We start from the raw sequence: 17,018 nt of genomic DNA, 5'->3' as shown, positions 1-17,018 counted from the left end.
GCGGCGGGCAACCGTCGGTTGCCACGCTGTTGCTGTCTGTCAACCTGATGGGAGTGGCCAGTGACCTTCGGTGAGCAGCCCGCCTATCTGCGCGTTGCGAGCGATCTCCGGGAGAAGATCGTCAACGGCTCGCTCCCGCCCCACACCCGGCTGCCCTCCCAGGCCCGTATCCGTCAGGAGTACGGGGTCTCGGACACCGTGGCCCTGGAGGCCCGCAAGGTCCTGATGGCCGAGGGGCTCGTCGAAGGCCGCTCGGGCTCCGGGACGTACGTCCGTGAGCGCCCCGTGCCGCGCCGGATCGCCCGCTCCGGGTACGGCCTGACGGCCGGGGCCAATCCGTTCCGGCAGGAGCAGGCGGCCGAGGGGGCGCGCGGCACCTGGGAGTCCGGCAGCGAGCAGGAGCCGGCGAGCCGTGAGGTCGCCGGGCGCCTGGGCATCGAGCCGGGGGAGCGGGTGATGCGCACGCGGTACGTCTTCCGGGACGGCGGCGAGCCGATGATGCTCTCCACCTCCTGGGAGCCGCTCACCCTCACCGGGCGGACGCCCGTGATGCTGCCCGAGGAGGGCCCGCTGGGCGGCTGCGGGGTCGTGGAGCGGATGGCCGCCATCGACGTCGTGGTGGACAACGTGGTGGAGGAGGTCGGCGCCCGCCCGGGCCTCGCGGAGGAGCTCCTGACGCTCGGCGGTGTGCCCGGCCATGTGGTGATGGTGGTGGAGCGGACGTACTACGCCTCGGGGAGGGCCGTCGAGACCGCCGACGTCGTGGTGCCGGCCGACCGCTACCGGATCGCGTACCACCTGCCGGTGCGCTGAGCGGCGGCGGTTGACGGGTTTTCAGATCGGCGCGGTTCTGTGCAAGGGGGCGCACCCGGCCGGGTGCGCCCCCTTGGCGCACCGGTTCGCTGGCCGGATGCGTACCTCTTCGTGAAAACACGTATCCGCTCAGTAAAGGTCAGGCGTAAGCTCGTGCATATGCGCATTGCGGTTTCGTGGAGAAGCTTAGAAGTGGGCAGGCCGGCGGAGGGTGAGGCGTGATGAGCGAGAGTGGCGCGGTCCTTCCCTGGCTGGTGATCCGGCAGGACGACAACGGCAACCAGTACCGGGTGGGCAGGTACGCGACCCGGGACGAGGCGCAGAAGATCGCCGACAGTCTCGATACGCCCGGACCCGACAAGCTCTACTGGGTGGAGCGCGTCGGTCAGCCCGCGGGCTGACCGACGGCGAGGGTGCCGGCCGGCGCGCGTTACGCTCCGGCGCATGACAGATCGTGTGGTGGTGGCCGGAGCCGTCCTCGACCATGGACGGCTGCTGGCCGCGCGCCGGAGCGCCCCTCCGGAGCTGGCCGGCCGCTGGGAGCTGCCCGGCGGCAAGCTGGAGCCGGGCGAGACGGGACCGGAGGCCCTCGTGCGCGAGCTCCGCGAGGAGCTGGGCGTGGAGACGGAGCCGGGTGAGCGGATCCCCGGCGAATGGCCGCTGGCGCCCGGTTACGTCCTGCGGGTGTGGACGGCCCGGCTGGTCTCCGGTGAGCCGCTCCCGCTGGAGGACCACGACGAGCTGCGCTGGCTGTTCCGCCACGAACTGGACACCGTCGACTGGCTGGATCAGGACCGTCCCGCCGTGGCGGAGGTGGCCTGTCTGCTGCCCCCCGCTCAGCCCGCCCCCGCCGACCCGGCCACCGACCCGGCCTCCGGTCGCGCCGCCGGCTGAGCGCGCCCGCCACGTACGCCGGAAGCGCCTCGGCGCGCTCGGGAGGCGGGATCTCGAAAAGGGGTGCGCGGTCGCGGTGTACGCCGTTCGTGCCACGATGCGCCCACTCCCGCGATAGCCCGCCCCAAATATCGGGTATGTGCTGATTAACCCACCGAAATTGGACGTGGGGTCAGCCGCTGGGTCTGGGAAGTGGTCGGCGTGATCGACACCGAGGGCGAGTGCGCCGAGTGGACCTTTCCGGCTGAACTCGACGCCGTACGCGCGGCCCGCCACGCGGTCCGCGACACCCTGCGCGCCTGGCGGCTGGACGCGATGGTCGGCGATGTGACGGTGCTGCTCGTGAGCGAGCTGGTGACCAATTCCCTTCGGTACGCCTTCGGTCCCATCGGGGTCCGGCTGGTCCTGGTGCACCCCGGTGACGAGCCCTTCCCCCTGTACCCCGCGCTCCTCGTCGAGGTCTCCGACCCGCTCCCCGACCCGCCCCTGGAGCGCCCCGCCGGCCCGGACGACGAAGGCGGCCGGGGGCTGCAACTGGTCGCGTGCTCCGCCCGCCGCTGGGGGACCCGAAAGGGCAGGTCGGGCAAGACCGTGTGGTTCGAGCTGGCCCTGCCTGGTTAGAAGAGTGAAGGGACAACGATCACCTTCGGGCTCGGCTCAAAACGAACGAGACCACCCTGTGATCGTGAACGGCGTGCCGACGGGGGCCGTAGTGCTGAATACTGCGGGAATGGCCGGTCCGGTGCGGTGAGCTGGAGGGGACGGTCGCGTGAGCGAGATATCCGAGACGGCGAACAGCGTCGTGTGGCAGAGCAGTCCGCCTGGCTCGATCTACGACTACATACGGGTCGCCTCCTTCTCGATCGGCCCCGACGGGCTGGTCGACCAGTGGAGCCTTCGCGCCGCCGACCTGTTCGGCATTCCCGCCGAGGAGGTCAGGGGCAAGGACCCGGTCGAGGCGTTCATGCCCGCCGAGCTGCGGCCGCGCGGCCACCGCAAGGTCTCCGAGATCCTGGACGGCAAGGAGTGGACGGGACTCGTCCCGTTCCGGCTGCCGGGTGAGCGCAGGCCGCGCGGCATCGCCGAGGTCTATGTGATGCCCAGTGAGACCGAGCGCGGGGAGAGGGCGGCGCTCTGCATCGTCGTCGACGTCCGGGCCCTGCGGCGCATGGAGACCGATCTCGCCGCCGCGCAGGCGATTTTCGGTCAATCACCTTTCGGTTTCCTGTTGTTCGACACCGACCTGACGGTCAAGCGTGCCAACCAGCGCTTCGCGACCGTCTTCGGCGGCTCTGCCGACGACCACCGCGGGCGCACCGTCCACGACTACCTCTCCCGCCCCGAGGCCGAGCGGATGACCGCCGCGCTGCGCCGGGTGCTGGAGACCGGCGAGTCCGTCACGGACCTCCAGCTCACCGGCGCGGTGCCCGGCAGCACCGACCGCAGGCACTGGTCGATCAACCTCTACCGGGTGCACAGCGGCTCCGGCCGGCCCGTGGGCGTCGCCGGACTCGGCACGGACGTCACCCGCCGCCAGATCGCCGCCCGCGAGGCCGCCAACGCCCGCCGCAACCTCGCCCTGCTCAACGAGGCGAGCGCCCGCATCGGCAACTCCCTCGACCTGGAGACCACCGCCCGCGAGCTCCTCGACGTCGCCGTCCCCGGCTTCTGCGACCTCGCCTCCGTCGACCTGTACCAGGGACTGCTCAGCGGGGACGAGGCGCCGCCCGGACGGGCCGACGGGTCCAGCGCCGAACTGCGCCGGGTCGCCTTCGCCAGCGCCGTCTCGGACGCCCCCCTCGTCAACCCCGGCTCCGCGTCCGGCTGCTGCGAGACGGCGTCCACGGACGTCGGCGCCATCCACCGCTACCCCTTCAACTCGCCGTGCGCCGGCGCCCTGCGCACCGGACGGCTGCGCGCCGTGCCCGGCGCCGACGGCAGCCTCGTCCAGTCCACCCTCGTCGTGCCGATGGTCGCCCACGACACCGTGGTCGGCCTGGTGCAGTTCTCCCGCACCAAGGGCAGTGAGCCCTTCGGCGAGCGGGACCGGGCGCTCGCCGTCGAGCTCGCCGCCCGCGCGGCGGTCTGCATCGACAACGCCCGCCTCTACCGGCGGGAGCACGAGCGGGCCCTGATCCTCCAGCGCAGCCTGCTCCCGCCCGGCGACCCCGAGGCCGCCGGTCTGGACATCGCCTGCCGCTACCTGCCCGGCAACACCGCCACCGAGGTGGGCGGCGACTGGTTCGACGTCATCCAGCTACCCGGCCACCGCACGGCCCTGGTCGTCGGCGACGTCATGGGGCGCGGGCTGCGGGCCGCCGTCGCCATGGGGGAACTGCGCACCGCCGTACGCACCCTGGCCCAGCTCGACCTGGAACCGGCCGAGGTCCTCTCCCACCTCGACGAGATCGCCCGCGGCCTCGGCACGCCCACGGGCGGCGGACAGGCCTCCCGGGTCGCCGCGGCGCGCGGCCCGGAGCTGTCCGAGGTCTACCTGGCGACGTGCGTCTACGCCGTGTACGACTCGGTCACCCGCCGGTGCACCTTCGCCAACGCCGGCCACCTGCCGCCGGTGCTGGTCGAACCCGGTGAGGAGGCCCTGCTCCTCGACGTACCGCCGGGGATGCCGCTCGGCGTGGGCGGCGAGCCCTTCGAGGAGGTGGAGGTCGAACTCCCCGAGGGCGCGCTGCTCGCCTTGTACACGGACGGGCTCGTCGAGTCCCGCCACCACCCGCTCGACGAGGGCATGCAGGCCTTCCGCAGCGCGCTGACCGATCCGGCACGGCCGCTGGAGGACGTCTGCGACCACGTCCTGAACACCCTCGACACCCGGCACGGCGAGGACGACATCGCGCTGCTGATGGCCCGTATCCAGGGGCTGCCCGCCGAGGCGGTCGGCGACTGGCGGATGCCCCGCGAGCCGCGCTCGGTGGGGCGCGCCAGGGAGCTGGCCCGAGCACAGCTCACCGCCTGGGACCTGGAGCCGCTCGTCGACACGGTCGAACTCCTCGTCAGCGAGCTCGTCACCAACGCGCTGCGGTACGGCGAGGGCGAGATACGGCTCCGGCTGCTGCGGGACCGCTCCCTCGTCTGCGAGGTGTGGGACGCGGGCCTGGTCCAGCCCCGGCGGCGGCGGGCGCGGGACACCGACGAGGGCGGCCGCGGCCTCCAGCTCGTCGGGCTGCTCAGCGCCGGGTGGGGCTCCCGCCGTACACCGCGCGGCAAGACGGTCTGGTTCGAACTGCCGCTGCCGGACGGTGACGCCATGAAGGAACCGACCGTCGACCAGCTCCTGAGCATGTTCTGACGCCCGCTCGCGCGCGGCGCGGCGGGTCCGCGCCGCGCGCGGCCGTCATGTCCCGGAGGAGGGGCCGGGGCGGAACCGGTCGCCCCCGCCCAGCCGGCCGCGCGTCCTCCGGCCACCGAAGCGACCGGGCCCGCCGCCGTACCGCGCGTCCGCCCGGCCACCGCCGCCATCGGCCCCGGGCGGGTCGTCGCCGCCCGCGCCGCCGGTGCCGCCCGGTTCGCCGCGCAGCAGGATCCCGCCGAGCACCGCCCCGCCCAGCCCGTCGGGGGGTGCATCGCCGTCGGGGGGGCCGCCGCCCAGGGGAGCGAACCGCCGTACGTCCTGCTCGGCCAGGCTCAGGGCCTGCCGGGCCAGCGCGTCCGCCTGCCGGGCCTCGGCCGCCGCCTCCCGCGCGTCCTCCGCGCCACCCGCCGCGAGGTCCCCCGTCGCGAGGTACCCCTCCGCGAGCTCCCGCGCCCGCTCCATCCGCCGGTGCGCCTCCGCGAGCCGGGTACGGGCCAGGGCGCCCACGGCTCCCCGGTGCGCCGCGAGGTGGTCCGCGGCCGCTTCCACCGCCGAGCCGGCCGTGAGCAGCGCCGCGTCGAGCAGTGCGCCCGCCCGCCGCGCGCCCCGGTCCTCCCGCGCGGCCGCCAGGGCCTCGTCCAGCGCGGCGCCCGCCTCCCCGACCCGGCGCAGCGCGTCGATGGGGTCGTACCGTCCGTCCGCCACCGCCGCCCGTACGTCGGTGACGACCGACTCGGCGCGGGCGGCCCGGCCCCGCAGCCCGGCCGGGGGCGCCCCCGCCGCCCCCTCCAGCAGCCCGCCCGCCTCGGCCAGGTCCGCCTCGGTGCCGGCGAGCACGGTCGGCAGCCGCCCCGCCGCCTCCGCCAGTTCCCTCGCGCGCCGGTCCACCGCGTCGACGAGCAGCGCCGCCTGGTGGAGGGCCCCCTCGGCGGCCCGTACACCGACCGCCGCGGCGGCGGCATCGCCCCCGTCCACCGCCTCCGCGGCCCGCTCCAGGCCGGCCGACGCGAACAGCAGCCGCTCCCTGGCCCGCCGGGCGCCCTCCGCCACCGGCACGGCGGCCGACTCCGCGTACCGCTCGCGCATCGCGACGAGTCCCGCCTCCGCCAGGTCGGCCCGGCCGCGCACCGCGCGGAACTCCTCCCGGGCCGCGGCGAGGACTTCCCCCGCCGTCCGCTCCAGGGCGCGCAGCCGGTCGAACGCCTCCGCCTCCGCGTCCAGCCGCCGGCCGGCCTCCTCGCACCGCGCGACGATCTCCTCCAGCGTGCGGCGGCGGGTCGCCTCGTCCTCCGGGCGTTCCTCGTCGAGCCGCTGGCGCAGCCGGAAGGCCTCGGCCAGCTCGCCCTTCGCGTACGCCACCGCCTCGGTGAACGGCCGCGCCGGTTCCCGCCCGAGCCGCGCGAGGGCGAACCCCAGCTCCTCCTCGCTCGTGCGCACCGCCTCGTCCGTGTCGGCGAGGAGCCGTCCGGCGCGGGCGTCCGGCTCGTCCGGGGAGGGCCGCGCCGGGGCCGGTTCCCACCGGTCGTGTCCGCCGTGCGGGGTGGTGCGGGTGGCGGTGCGCCGACGGCGCTTGGCGTACGTGTACGCCGCCACGGCGGCGACCGCGACGAGCACCGCCACGGGCAGGACCAGATCGGCGCCGGAGGACCCCTGCCCGCGCGGGGTGCCGGGCAGGGCAGCCGGCGACCACGCCGCCACCAGTGCACAGAGGGGTACGGCGAGGAAGGCCAGAGTGGCGCTCCGCATCACATGCGTGAGGCTATGTCGGGCTTTGTCCGCACGCGACCCGGCGCCGATCGTCACTGTCAGTGGCGACCCTTAGGGTGGAGATCGTTCGGCACCGCTGACGGGGGGTTCGTTGTGAACATGCGTGCGCTGAGGGCGAAGTGGCGAGGTCCGGGGCTCCGGTGGCCCAGGCGGATCGCACTGGCGCTGCTCCTGCTGGTCGTCCTGCCCCCGCTGACCGCCGGGGCGGCGCTGCGGATGAACTACGCGGGGGAGGTGCGGGAGGGGACGAAGACCCGGGGCAAGGACGCCGTCTGGCTGGGGCACGCCTGGGTGGACGGCCGGAAGAAGGACGCCGATCTCGCCGCGTTCGCCGCGCGGATCAAGGGGACCGGCATCCGGGACCTGTACGTCCACGCCGGGCCGCTGGAGCACGACGGGAGCCTGCCCGCCGGGCGGTACCCGCGGGCGAGGTGGCTGATCGACTCCGTGCACCGCACGATGCCGGGGATACGGGTCCACGCCTGGCTCGGTGACGTGCTGGCCACCGAGGGGCCGGAGGGGCTGCGGCTGGAGCGGGCCGCGTCCCGCGCCGCCGTCGTGCGCTCGGCGCGGCAGGTCCTGGACGCGGGCTTCGACGGCGTCCACTTCGACCTGGAGCCGCTGCTGTCCGGCGACCGGCACTACCTGAGCCTGCTGGACGACCTGGGCGAGCTGACGAGGGCCCGCGAGGCGCCCCTGTCGGTCGCCGCCCACCAGATCGACCCGCTCCCGGCGGCGCACGCGGTGAACGGCGCGCTGAGCGGCAGCGAGAAGTGGTGGTCGCAGGAGTTCTTCGGCCAGGTGGCCCGCCGGGTCGACCAGATAGCCGTGATGTCGTACGACACCTGGATGCCGCTGGAGGGGATGTACGGCGGCTACGTCGCCCAGCAGACCTCACTCGCCCTGGAGGTCACCCCCGAGGACACCGACCTGCTCATGGGCCTGCCGTTCTTCCACGAGGACGACCTGGGCCATCACGACGCGGCCGAGACCGTCGCCGCCGCGGTCCGTGGCACCCGGCTGGGGCTGGGGCGCACGGACCACGACCGCGAGCGGTTCGGCGTCGCCCTGTACGTCGACTTCGCCGCCACGGAGGAGGACTGGGCGGCGTACCGGGCGGGATGGCACTGAGGCGCCGGGACGAGGTCAGCCCTTCCGGCGGCCGATCTTGTCGCCGAGCCACACCAGGGGGTCGTACTTCCGGTCCACGGCCCGCTCCTTCAGCGGGATCAGCGCATTGTCCGTGATCTTGATCTGTTCGGGGCAGACCTCGGTGCAGCACTTGGTGATGTTGCAGTAGCCGAGCCCGTGCTCCTCCTGTGCCGTGCGCTTGCGGTCCAGCCCCGCTTCCGCGGCCGCGTCCAGGGGGTGCATGTCCAGTTCGGCGATGCGCATCAGGAAGCGCGGACCGGCGAAGGCGGGCTTGTTCTCCTCGTGGTCCCGGACCACGTGGCAGGTGTCCTGGCACAGGAAGCACTCGATGCACTTGCGGAACTCCTGGGGGCGCTCCACATCGATCTGCCGCATCCGGTAGTCGCCCGGTGCCACGCCCGGCGGCGGGACGAAGGACGGCACCTCACGGGCCTTCTCGTAGTTGAAGGACACGTCCGTCACCAGGTCGCGGACGACCGGGAAGGCCCGCATCGGCGTCACCGTGACGACCTCGTCCCGGGAGAACACCGACATCCGCGTCATGCACATCAGCCGGGGCCGGCCATTGATCTCGGCACTGCACGAACCGCACTTGCCGGCCTTGCAGTTCCAGCGCACCGCCAGGTCCGGCACCTGGGTCGCCTGGAGCCGGTGGATGATGTCGAGGACGACCTCCCCGTCGTTCACCTCGACGGTGAAGTCCTCCAGTCCGCCGCCCTCCGTGTCGCCCCGCCACACCCGGAAGCTCGCGTCATAGCTGGTCACTCGGGCAGCTCCTCTTCGGCGAGGTACTTGACCAGCTCCTCCTTGTCGAACAGGGCGAGCAGGTCGGGACGGATGGGTTCGGTCGTCGTGCGGTCGAGGGCGATCTGGCCCTCGGCGGACTCCGGGTCGGCGATCCGGCACAGCAGGTTCACCCGCCGCCACGAGCGCTCCATGGCCGGGCAGTCCTCCCGGGTGTGCCCGCCCCGGCTCTCCGTGCGCTCCAGCGCCGCGCGGGCCACGCACTCGCTGACCAGGAGCATGTTCCGCAGGTCCAGCGCCAGGTGCCAGCCGGGGTTGAACTGCCGGTGCCCCTCGACGCCCGCGCCCCGGGCCCGCAGCCGCAGCTCGGCCAGCGTCCGCAGCGCCCGCTTCATCTCCTCGTCGCGGCGGATGATGCCGACGAGGTCGTTCATCGTCTGCTGGAGCTCCTGGTGCAGGGCGTACGGGTTCTCCGGCCGCGGGCCCGGCCCGTCGGCGGCCTCGCCGCTGAACGGGCGCAGTGCCTCCGCGGCCGCCGCCTGCACCTGATCGTCGGCCGCCCGCGGACGGGCGGCCAGGCCGCTCGCGTACCGGGCCGCGTACAGCCCGGCCCGCCGGCCGAAGACCAGCAGGTCGGACAGCGAGTTCCCGCCGAGCCGGTTGGAGCCGTGCATCCCGCCCGCGACCTCACCGGCCGCGAACAGCCCCGGCACCCCGACCGCCGCGGCCGTGTCCGACTCCACCGCCACGCCGCCCATCACGTAGTGGCAGGTCGGCCCGACCTCCATCGCCTCGGCCGTGATGTCGACGTCCGCGAGTTCCTTGAACTGGTGGTACATCGACGGCAGCCGGCGCCGGATGGTCTCGGCCGGCATCCGGGTGGACACGTCCAGGAACACCCCGCCGTGCGGCGATCCCCGGCCCGCCTTCACCTCGGAGTTGATCGCGCGGGCCACCTCGTCGCGCGGCAGCAGCTCGGGCGGCCGCCGGTTGTTGTCCGGGTCCTCGTACCAGCGGTCGCCCTCCTCCTCCGACTGCGCGTACTTCTCCTTGAACACGTCGGGGACGTAGTCGAACATGAACCGCTCGCCCTCGGAGTTGCGCAGCACCCCTCCGTCGCCGCGCACCGACTCCGTGACCAGGATGCCCTTCACCGACGGCGGCCAGACCATGCCGGTCGGGTGGAACTGCACGAACTCCATGTTCACCAGCGGCGCGCCCGCCAGCAGGGCCAGCGCGTGACCGTCGCCGGTGTACTCCCACGAGTTGGACGTCACCTTGAACGACTTGCCGATGCCACCGGTCGCCAGGACGACCGCCGGTGCCTCCAGCACGAAGAAGCGGCCGGACTCGCGCTCGTAGCAGAAGGTCCCGCACACCTGGTCGCCGTCCTTGAGGACACGGGTGACCGTGCACTCCTGGAACACCTTCAGCCGGGCCTCGTGGTCGCCGAAGGCCCGGAAGTCCTCCTGCTGGAGGGAGACGATCTTCTGCTGGAGCGTCCGGATCAGCTCCAGGCCGGTCCGGTCGCCGACGTGCGCGAGGCGCGGGTACTCGTGGCCGCCGAAGTTGCGCTGCGAGATGCGGCCGTCCTTCGTACGGTCGAAGAGGGCGCCCCAGGTCTCCAGCTCCCACACCCGGTCCGGCGCCTCGCGCGCGTGGAGCTCGGCCATCCGCCACTGGTTGAGGAACTTCCCGCCGCGCATGGTGTCGCGGAAGTGGACCTGCCAGTTGTCACCGGCGTTGACGTTGCCCATGGACGCGGCGATGCCGCCCTCGGCCATCACCGTGTGGGCCTTGCCGAACAGGGACTTGCAGATCACCGCCGTACGGGCACCCTGCTCGCGCGCCTCGATCGCCGCCCGCAGCCCCGCACCGCCGGCCCCGACCACGACGACGTCCCATTGCTGCCGTTCCGCTGCGCTCATCGGAAAGGCACCCCCTTTCTAGAAGAAGCGCGGATCCTCGAAGGCGCCCGTGGCGAGCAGGTACACGTAGAAGTCGGCGAGCGCGACGCTGAGCAGCGAGGCCCAGGCGAGCTGCATGTGACGCGCGTTCAGCCTGCCCACCCAGCTCCACAGCCGGTAGCGGACCGGATGCCGGGAGAAGTGCTTCAGGCGCCCGCCGACGATGTGCCGGCAGGAGTGGCAGGAGAGCGTGTACGCCCAGATCAGCGTGATGTTGACGAGGAACACCACTGTCCCCAGGCCCATGTGCCCCCAGGCGTAGGACGCGTCCCGGAAGGCGAGCACGGTGTCGTACGTCAGGATTCCGGCGACCGGCAGGGCGGCGTAGAAGAAGTACCGGTGGATGTTCTGGAGCACCAGCGGGAAGCGGGTCTCGCCCGTGTACGCGCGGTGCGGCTCGGCCACCGCGCAGGCCGGTGGCGACGCCCAGAAGCCCCGGTAGTAGGCCTTGCGGTAGTAGTAGCAGGTCAGCCGGAAGCCGAGCGGGAAGATCAGGATGAGCAGGGCGGGGGAGAGGCCCCACCAGCTTCCGAAGACCTCCCAGTTGGGGCCGCCCTTCATGGGTGCGCAGTTCTCGGCGAGGCAGGGCGAGTAGAACGGCGAGACGTAGGGCGCCGCGTAGTAGTCGCTGTTCGCGAAGGCGCGCCAGGTCGAGTAGACGATGAACGCGAGCAGTCCGGCCGCGGTGGCGGCGGGTGCGAGCCACCAGCGGTCGGTACGGAGGTGGGCGGCCGCGATGCGGGCGCGGGCCGGGCCGCGCACGCCGCCGCGCCCCGGTTCCGCCGGATCGGTGTGTGGTTGTCGGGTGCCTGTGGCCAACGGGGTCTCCTGGGGCCCGCGCCGGTGGTGGCGCGTGCCGGTCGGTGAGAGTGGTTGCCGGTTCGGCTGCGGACCGCGCCCGGCGTACCGCGGCCGGGCGGGTGCCTGTGCGGGGCGGAGGGGCCCGGCGGCCCGGGCCCGGGCGCGGCGCGGCCTTCCGCCCGGCACCCTGACGCGGCACCGGACGCCCGGCACCCTGACGCGGTACGGGGCGGCGCGCACCGGCGCACGGGTCGCCGGCGGCCGCGCCGGTCATGGTCCACCGCCCGGCGGGCGGGGGCCGTGGCACCGCCGCGACGCCCTGCCCGTCGGTGCCACGCCCGTCAGGGGGCGCGGCGGTCCCGCGCGCCCAGGCCCTCGTCGTCCGAGTCGGTCCACAGGGTGTTGTCGTACGGCGTGTCCGGGATGGTCACCAGGCCGTCGGGCCGGCCGACCGCCATGGGGACGGGCTTCCCCTCCCGCTGCTGCGTGAGGTTCCGTTCCAGTTGGATGACCGAGCGGGCCAGCTCCTCAAGGCGGCGCTTGACCTCTGTCAGATCGTCTTCGAGTGACATGAATTGCCCTCACTTCCGCAATAGCGGGTGGCAAACACGCGCCTGAGAGTGTCGCGCGTCACATCCCCCATTGTGAAGCCATGTGCACCGATTCCACTCCCCCGGGGCTTGGGCCGCACGGGTGGAGTTCGAGCGCCGGGCCGCCGTGTCGCCGCCGCGGAGCCCTCCCGGTCGCTTTCAGTGTATGGGCAATAGGTGTGATCATCTCTAAATTCCACAAAACAGGACGAAGAGGTACAAGACATGTCCCACGTCGGCGCCCCTCGGGGGAGGACATGCTCCCGGGGACCCCGTTCCCGCACGCTGCGGTCCGCCGTCCTCCTCACCACCGGCGTACTCGCCGTCTCCGTGCTGGGCGGCTGCAGCTCCCCCGAGGAGGAGAGCGACGCCAAGGCCGTACCCCAGGACATCGCCCACGCCGCCCGCGCCAAGGTCGCCGACGGCGGCACCCTGCGCTGGGCGGTCGACGCGATGCCCACCACCCTCAACGCCTTCCAGGCGGACGCCGACGCCACCACCACCCGCATCACCCAGGCCGTCCTGCCCACCCTCTTCACCCTCGACGAGCGCGGCCGCCCCCAGCGCAACGCCGACTACCTGGAATCCGCCGAGATCGTCGAGCGCGAGCCCAAGCAGGTGGTCCTCTACAAGCTCAACCAGCAGGCGGTGTGGAGCGACGGCCGCGAGATCGGCGCTCCCGACTTCGTCGCCCAGTGGCGGGCGCTCAGCGGCAAGGACTCCGCCTACTGGACCGCCCGCAACGCGGGCTACGAGCGCATCGAGAAGATCGAGCGCGGCGCCGGCGACCTGGAGGTCCGGGTCACCTTCAACAAGCCGTACACCGACTGGCGCGCCCTGTTCTCGCCGCTCTACCCCAAAGAGGTGATGGCGACCCCGGCCGCCTTCAACGACGAGGCCCGCACCCGGCTGGCGTCGACCGCCGGCCCCTTCCAGCTCAAGGGCGTCGACTCCCGCGCCGGCACGGCCACGCTCGTCCGCAACCCCCGCTGGTGGGGGGAGCCGGCCAAGCTGGACGCGATCGTGCTGCGCGCCGTCCCGCGCACCGGCCGCGCCACCGCCCTCGCCGCCGGGACCGTCGACCTCGCCGAGATCGACCCCGCCACGGCGGACCGCATCACCCGCGCGGCACAGCAGAAGGACGGCGCGGCCCACGGCAAGGCCGGCACGCCCGCCGGGGGCGCCGGTGCCGCCAAGGCCCCGCTCCCCGCGGCGGCCGGCCCCAAGGACCAGCAGGACCGGCAGGACCAGCAGTCCCTGGCGGCCCGGGCCGCCGAGGGGCGGGTCCTGCGCGGCTGGGTGGTGCGCAAGTCCCTGGAGCCGGCGTACACGCAGCTCGCGCTGAACGGCGAGAGCGGGCCGCTGTCCGACGAGCGGGTGCGCCGCGCGGTGGCCCGCGCCCTGGACCGCCGGGAGCTGGCCGAGGCGGTCCTCAAGCCGCTGGGGCTGCCCGCCCAGCCGGTCGGCAGCCATCTCGCGCTCGCCGGGCAGCAGGCGTACGCCGACAGCAGCGGCGCCCTGGGCGGCCAGGACACCGAGGAGGCCCAGGAACTGCTGGCCGACGCGGGCTGGACGCGTGGCGGCGCCCGTAAGCCCGCCGCCCCGAAGGCGGGCGCGAAGGCCGGCGCCGGGGCGTCCCCCGCCGCCCACGGCCCGGTCGCGGGCGGGAAGAACGGCGGGAAGGCCGACGTACCGTCCGACGAGGGCCTGTACATCGTCGGCGACGACAAGCCGGCCATCGGCGGCGACGACAAGCCGGCCATCGGCGGCGACGACAAGCCGGCCATCGGCGGCGACGACAAGCCGGCCATCGGCGGCAACGACGGCCCCGAGGGCACGTACGTCCTGGCCCCCGCCCCCGCCGCGGCGGCCCAGGGCATCGCCCTCCACCGCCAGGCCGAGGGCCAGGCGCACCGGCGGACCGCCGTCCTGGAGGACACCGACACCGACACCGGCGCGGCCGCCCGGTCCGAGGCGCAGGGCGGCGGCGTCCCCGGCGCCTACGCGCCCGTCGGCACCGCCGCCCCCGCCCCGGCGGGCCCCGCGGGCCGCGCGGCCGCCGGCCCGCTCGGCAAGGACGGCCAGCCGCTGACGCTCCGCTTCGTCCTTCCGTCGGGCCCCGACTCGCAGACGCTGCGGACCGTCGGTGAGAAGATCACCCGCATGCTGGACCGCGTCGGCATCGGCACCGAGATCGTCAAGGTGCCCGACGACAGCTATTTCAAGGACCACATCGCGTCCGGGGCCTACGACCTGGCCCTCTTCTCCTGGCCCGCCACCGCCTTCCCCGCCACCGACGGGCGGCCCATCTTCGCCAAACCGCAGCCCGCCGCCGACGGCTCGCTGCTGGTGGAGCAGAATTACACCCGGGTCGGTACGGACCACATCGACCAGCTCTTCGACCAGGCGGCCGCCGAGCTGGACGAGAAGGCCGCCCGCGACCTGGTGAAGCAGGCCGACGCCCGGATCTGGGCGGCCGCCGGCTCCATCCCGCTCTTCCAGCGGCCGCAGCTCGTGGCGGCCCGCCCGACGGTGGTGAACGCGGGAGCCTTCGGCTTCGCGACCCCCCACTACGAGGACATCGGCTTCCGGCGGAAGTGAGCCGCCGGGGGCGAGCCGCCCGGGCAGGTAAGGCCAACCTCAGAATCCGCTCAAGTCACTTGCCCGCCGGTCCCACCGGCGGGCAAGCTCCGTTCCGGACCATGACCCGGGCTCCACCACGCAGCACCCACCCGCGCGCACCGCGGCACCCGCACGCGGGCGCGCACCAGGACCCGTACCCGCCCCCGTACGCGGATCCCGCATCACCCCGCCACACACCCGTTCGATCTTCTCCGGATGGGCCGGGAAGCCTTGTGCGCCTCGGCCCCGTACCATGGACACAGCCGTGGCGCGTCCGCCCGGCGGGCGTACGAGGAACAAAGAGACGCCGCACCCACGATCCTGAGAGAAGCGCCAGCCACTCATGCCCACGCGCCACGACATCCGTAACGTAGCCATCGTCGCCCACGTCGACCACGGCAAGACGACCATCGTCGACGCCATGCTCAAGCAGGCCGGCGCCTTCGCCGCCCACCAGCTCGACTCGGTCGACGACCGCATGATGGACTCGAACGACCTGGAGCGTGAGAAGGGCATCACGATCCTCGCCAAGAACACGGCGGTGAAGTACCACCCCAAGGACGGCGGGGCGCCCATCACCATCAACATCATCGACACCCCCGGCCACGCCGACTTCGGTGGTGAGGTCGAGCGCGGCCTGTCGATGGTCGACGGCGTGGTGCTCCTCGTGGACGCCTCCGAGGGTCCGCTGCCGCAGACGCGCTTCGTGCTCCGCAAGGCGCTCCAGCGCCGGATGCCCGTCATCCTCTGCATCAACAAGACGGACCGCCCGGACTCCCGGATCGACGAGGTCGTCAACGAGACCTACGACCTGTTCCTGGACCTGGACGCGGACGAGGAGCAGATCGAGTTCCCGATCGTCTACGCCTGCGGCCGTGACGGCATCGCGTCGCTGACCAAGCCGGAGGACGGCACCGTCCCGGCGGACTCCGCCAACCTGGAGCCGTTCTTCTCCACCATCCTGGAGCACATCCCGGCGCCGACGTTCGACGAGGAGGCCCCGCTCCAGGCGCACGTCACCAACCTGGACGCCGACAACTTCCTCGGCCGTATCGCGCTGCTCCGCGTCGAGCAGGGCGAGCTGCGCAAGGGCCAGACGGTCGCGTGGATCAAGCGCGACGGCACCGTCTCCAACGTGCGCATCAGCGAGCTGATGATGACCGAGGCGCTCACCCGCAAGCCGGCCGAGGTAGCCGGCCCCGGTGACATCTGCGCCGTCGCCGGCATCCCGGACATCATGATCGGCGAGACGCTGGCCGACCCGGAGAACCCGGTCGCGCTGCCGCTGATCACGGTCGACGAGCCCGCGATCTCGATGGTCATCGGTACGAACACCTCGCCGCTGGTCGGGCGGGGCGCCACCGGCAAGGGCGCGGACAACAAGGCGGCCGTGAAGGACCGCAAGGTCACCGCCCGCCAGGTGAAGGACCGCCTGGACCGCGAGCTGGTCGGTAACGTCTCGCTGCGCGTCCTCGACACCGAGCGCCCGGACGCCTGGGAGGTGCAGGGCCGCGGTGAGCTGGCGCTGGCCATCCTGGTCGAGCAGATGCGCCGCGAGGGCTTCGAGCTGACCATCGGCAAGCCGCAGGTGGTCACCAAGGAGATCGACGGCAAGGTCCACGAGCCGGTCGAGCGGATGACCATCGACGTGCCCGAGGAGCACATGGGCGCCGTCACGCAGCTCATGGGCGTCCGCAAGGGCCGCATGGACAACATGTCCAACCACGGCTCCGGCTGGGTGCGCATGGAGTTCGTGGTGCCGTCCCGCGGCCTCATCGGCTTCCGTACGGAGTTCCTGACGCAGACGCGCGGCACGGGCATCGCCCACTCCATCCACGAGGGCCACGAGCCGTGGTTCGGCACGCTGACGACCCGTAACAACGGTTCGCTCGTCGCCGACCGCTCCGGCGCCGTCACCGCCTTCGCGATGACCAACCTCCAGGAGCGCGGCGTCCTCTTCGTGGAGCCCGGCACCGAGGTGTACGAGGGCATGATCGTCGGCGAGAACTCGCGCTCCGACGACATGGACGTCAACATCACCAAGGAGAAGAAGCTCACGAACATGCGGTCGTCCTCGGCCGACTCGTTCGAGGCGATCGTCCCGCCGCGCAAGCTCTCCCTGGAGCAGTCCCTGGAGTTCTGCCGCGACGACGAGTGCGTCGAGGTGACCCCCGAGGCCGTACGCATCCGCAAGGTGAACCTGGACCAGCGCGAGCGCGCCCGCGCCGCCTCGCGCGCCAAGAACGGCTGACACGGCCCCAGGGCCCGCCCGCCGGGCCCGCCGGCCGCCGACTCCCCGTCCGGGAAGGGTTCATCCCTTCCCCGGCGGGGAGTTTTTCCTGCGCCCGCGCCGGGCAG

Annotated in this window: 13 protein-coding genes; 8 read left to right on the top strand and 5 right to left on the bottom strand. The window is 73.1% G+C overall.

Annotation, left to right across the window (positions count from 1 at the left end; genetic code table 11):
• The first annotated feature begins 60 nt into the window (after positions 1-60).
• The 5 genes from ACF068_RS02295 (at position 61) to ACF068_RS02275 (ending at position 5,014) form a co-directional block, all read left to right on the top strand.
• On the top strand, positions 61-813 hold the full coding sequence (locus ACF068_RS02295; RefSeq protein ID WP_392272252.1) for a GntR family transcriptional regulator: 753 nt from the start codon (positions 61-63) through the stop codon (positions 811-813).
• Between the two features lie 221 nt (positions 814-1,034).
• Positions 1,035-1,214: an SPOR domain-containing protein gene (locus ACF068_RS02290; protein WP_392272251.1), complete on the top strand. Its 180-nt coding sequence runs from the start codon at positions 1,035-1,037 to the stop codon at positions 1,212-1,214.
• A gap of 43 nt (positions 1,215-1,257) precedes the next feature.
• The gene (locus ACF068_RS02285) at positions 1,258-1,707 is read left to right on the top strand and encodes a (deoxy)nucleoside triphosphate pyrophosphohydrolase (RefSeq protein ID WP_392272250.1); all 450 of its coding nucleotides are present in this window, start codon (positions 1,258-1,260) and stop codon (positions 1,705-1,707) included.
• 192 nt (positions 1,708-1,899) lie between these two features.
• On the top strand, positions 1,900-2,328 hold the full coding sequence (locus tag ACF068_RS02280) for an ATP-binding protein (protein ID WP_392272249.1): 429 nt from the start codon (positions 1,900-1,902) through the stop codon (positions 2,326-2,328).
• A gap of 148 nt (positions 2,329-2,476) precedes the next feature.
• Positions 2,477-5,014, top strand: coding sequence for a SpoIIE family protein phosphatase (locus ACF068_RS02275; RefSeq protein ID WP_392272248.1), 2,538 nt, complete (start codon positions 2,477-2,479; stop codon positions 5,012-5,014).
• 45 nt (positions 5,015-5,059) lie between these two features.
• Here the strand turns inward: ACF068_RS02275 and ACF068_RS02270 are convergent, their stop codons facing one another.
• Positions 5,060-6,763, bottom strand: a complete 1,704-nt coding sequence (locus ACF068_RS02270) for a TPM domain-containing protein (RefSeq protein ID WP_392272247.1) — start codon at positions 6,761-6,763, stop codon at positions 5,060-5,062.
• Positions 6,764-6,883: 120 nt separating this feature from the next.
• Here ACF068_RS02270 and ACF068_RS02265 point away from each other — a divergent pair, with 120 nt between their 5' ends.
• Positions 6,884-7,915, top strand: a complete 1,032-nt coding sequence (locus tag ACF068_RS02265) for a hypothetical protein (protein ID WP_392272246.1) — start codon at positions 6,884-6,886, stop codon at positions 7,913-7,915.
• 15 nt (positions 7,916-7,930) lie between these two features.
• On the opposite strand, the gene ACF068_RS02260 is transcribed toward ACF068_RS02265, so the two are convergent.
• The 4 genes from ACF068_RS02260 to ACF068_RS02245 all read right to left on the bottom strand — a co-directional run bounded on the left by ACF068_RS02260 (position 7,931) and on the right by ACF068_RS02245 (position 12,020).
• A complete protein-coding gene (locus tag ACF068_RS02260; RefSeq protein WP_392272245.1) occupies positions 7,931-8,701 on the bottom strand; it encodes a succinate dehydrogenase/fumarate reductase iron-sulfur subunit in 771 nt (256 codons plus the stop codon).
• Positions 8,698-10,608: a fumarate reductase/succinate dehydrogenase flavoprotein subunit gene (locus ACF068_RS02255; RefSeq protein WP_392272244.1), complete on the bottom strand. Its 1,911-nt coding sequence runs from the start codon at positions 10,606-10,608 to the stop codon at positions 8,698-8,700. Before ACF068_RS02255 ends, ACF068_RS02260 begins: the two co-directional genes overlap by 4 nt.
• 18 nt (positions 10,609-10,626) lie before the next feature.
• Positions 10,627-11,466, bottom strand: a complete 840-nt coding sequence (locus ACF068_RS02250; RefSeq protein ID WP_392272243.1) for a hypothetical protein — start codon at positions 11,464-11,466, stop codon at positions 10,627-10,629.
• 323 nt (positions 11,467-11,789) lie between these two features.
• On the bottom strand, positions 11,790-12,020 hold the full coding sequence (locus ACF068_RS02245) for a hypothetical protein (RefSeq protein ID WP_392272242.1): 231 nt from the start codon (positions 12,018-12,020) through the stop codon (positions 11,790-11,792).
• 243 nt (positions 12,021-12,263) lie between these two features.
• Between ACF068_RS02245 and ACF068_RS02240 the strand changes: the two genes are divergently transcribed.
• Together ACF068_RS02240 and typA are read left to right on the top strand one after the other, a co-directional pair.
• A complete protein-coding gene (locus tag ACF068_RS02240; protein ID WP_392272241.1) occupies positions 12,264-14,639 on the top strand; it encodes an ABC transporter family substrate-binding protein in 2,376 nt (791 codons plus the stop codon).
• A 364-nt stretch (positions 14,640-15,003) separates the two neighbouring features.
• Positions 15,004-16,911: a translational GTPase TypA gene (gene typA / locus ACF068_RS02235; protein ID WP_392272240.1), complete on the top strand. Its 1,908-nt coding sequence runs from the start codon at positions 15,004-15,006 to the stop codon at positions 16,909-16,911.
• The last annotated feature ends 107 nt before the right edge of the window (positions 16,912-17,018 follow it).

It is taken from the genome of Streptomyces sp. NPDC016309, from assembly GCF_043077235.1.
GTDB lineage: Bacteria > Actinomycetota > Actinomycetes > Streptomycetales > Streptomycetaceae > Streptomyces.
Note: the sequence above shows the minus strand (reverse complement) of the source record. Positions and strands in the feature narration are given on the sequence as shown.

Bases quoted from the DNA above. Each gene is read 5' to 3' on its own strand.
- ACF068_RS02290 (WP_392272251.1), top strand. From the start codon at position 1,035: ATGAGCGAGAGTGGCGCGGTCCTTCCCTGGCTGGTGATCCGGCAGGAC.
- ACF068_RS02285 (WP_392272250.1), top strand. From the start codon at position 1,258: ATGACAGATCGTGTGGTGGTGGCCGGAGCCGTCCTCGACCATGGACGG.
- ACF068_RS02270 (WP_392272247.1), bottom strand. From the start codon at position 6,763: ATGCGGAGCGCCACTCTGGCCTTCCTCGCCGTACCCCTCTGTGCACTG.
- ACF068_RS02265 (WP_392272246.1), top strand. From the start codon at position 6,884: ATGCGTGCGCTGAGGGCGAAGTGGCGAGGTCCGGGGCTCCGGTGGCCC.
- ACF068_RS02255 (WP_392272244.1), bottom strand. From the start codon at position 10,608: ATGAGCGCAGCGGAACGGCAGCAATGGGACGTCGTCGTGGTCGGGGCC.
- ACF068_RS02245 (WP_392272242.1), bottom strand. From the start codon at position 12,020: ATGTCACTCGAAGACGATCTGACAGAGGTCAAGCGCCGCCTTGAGGAG.
- ACF068_RS02240 (WP_392272241.1), top strand. From the start codon at position 12,264: ATGTCCCACGTCGGCGCCCCTCGGGGGAGGACATGCTCCCGGGGACCC.
- typA (WP_392272240.1), top strand. From the start codon at position 15,004: ATGCCCACGCGCCACGACATCCGTAACGTAGCCATCGTCGCCCACGTC.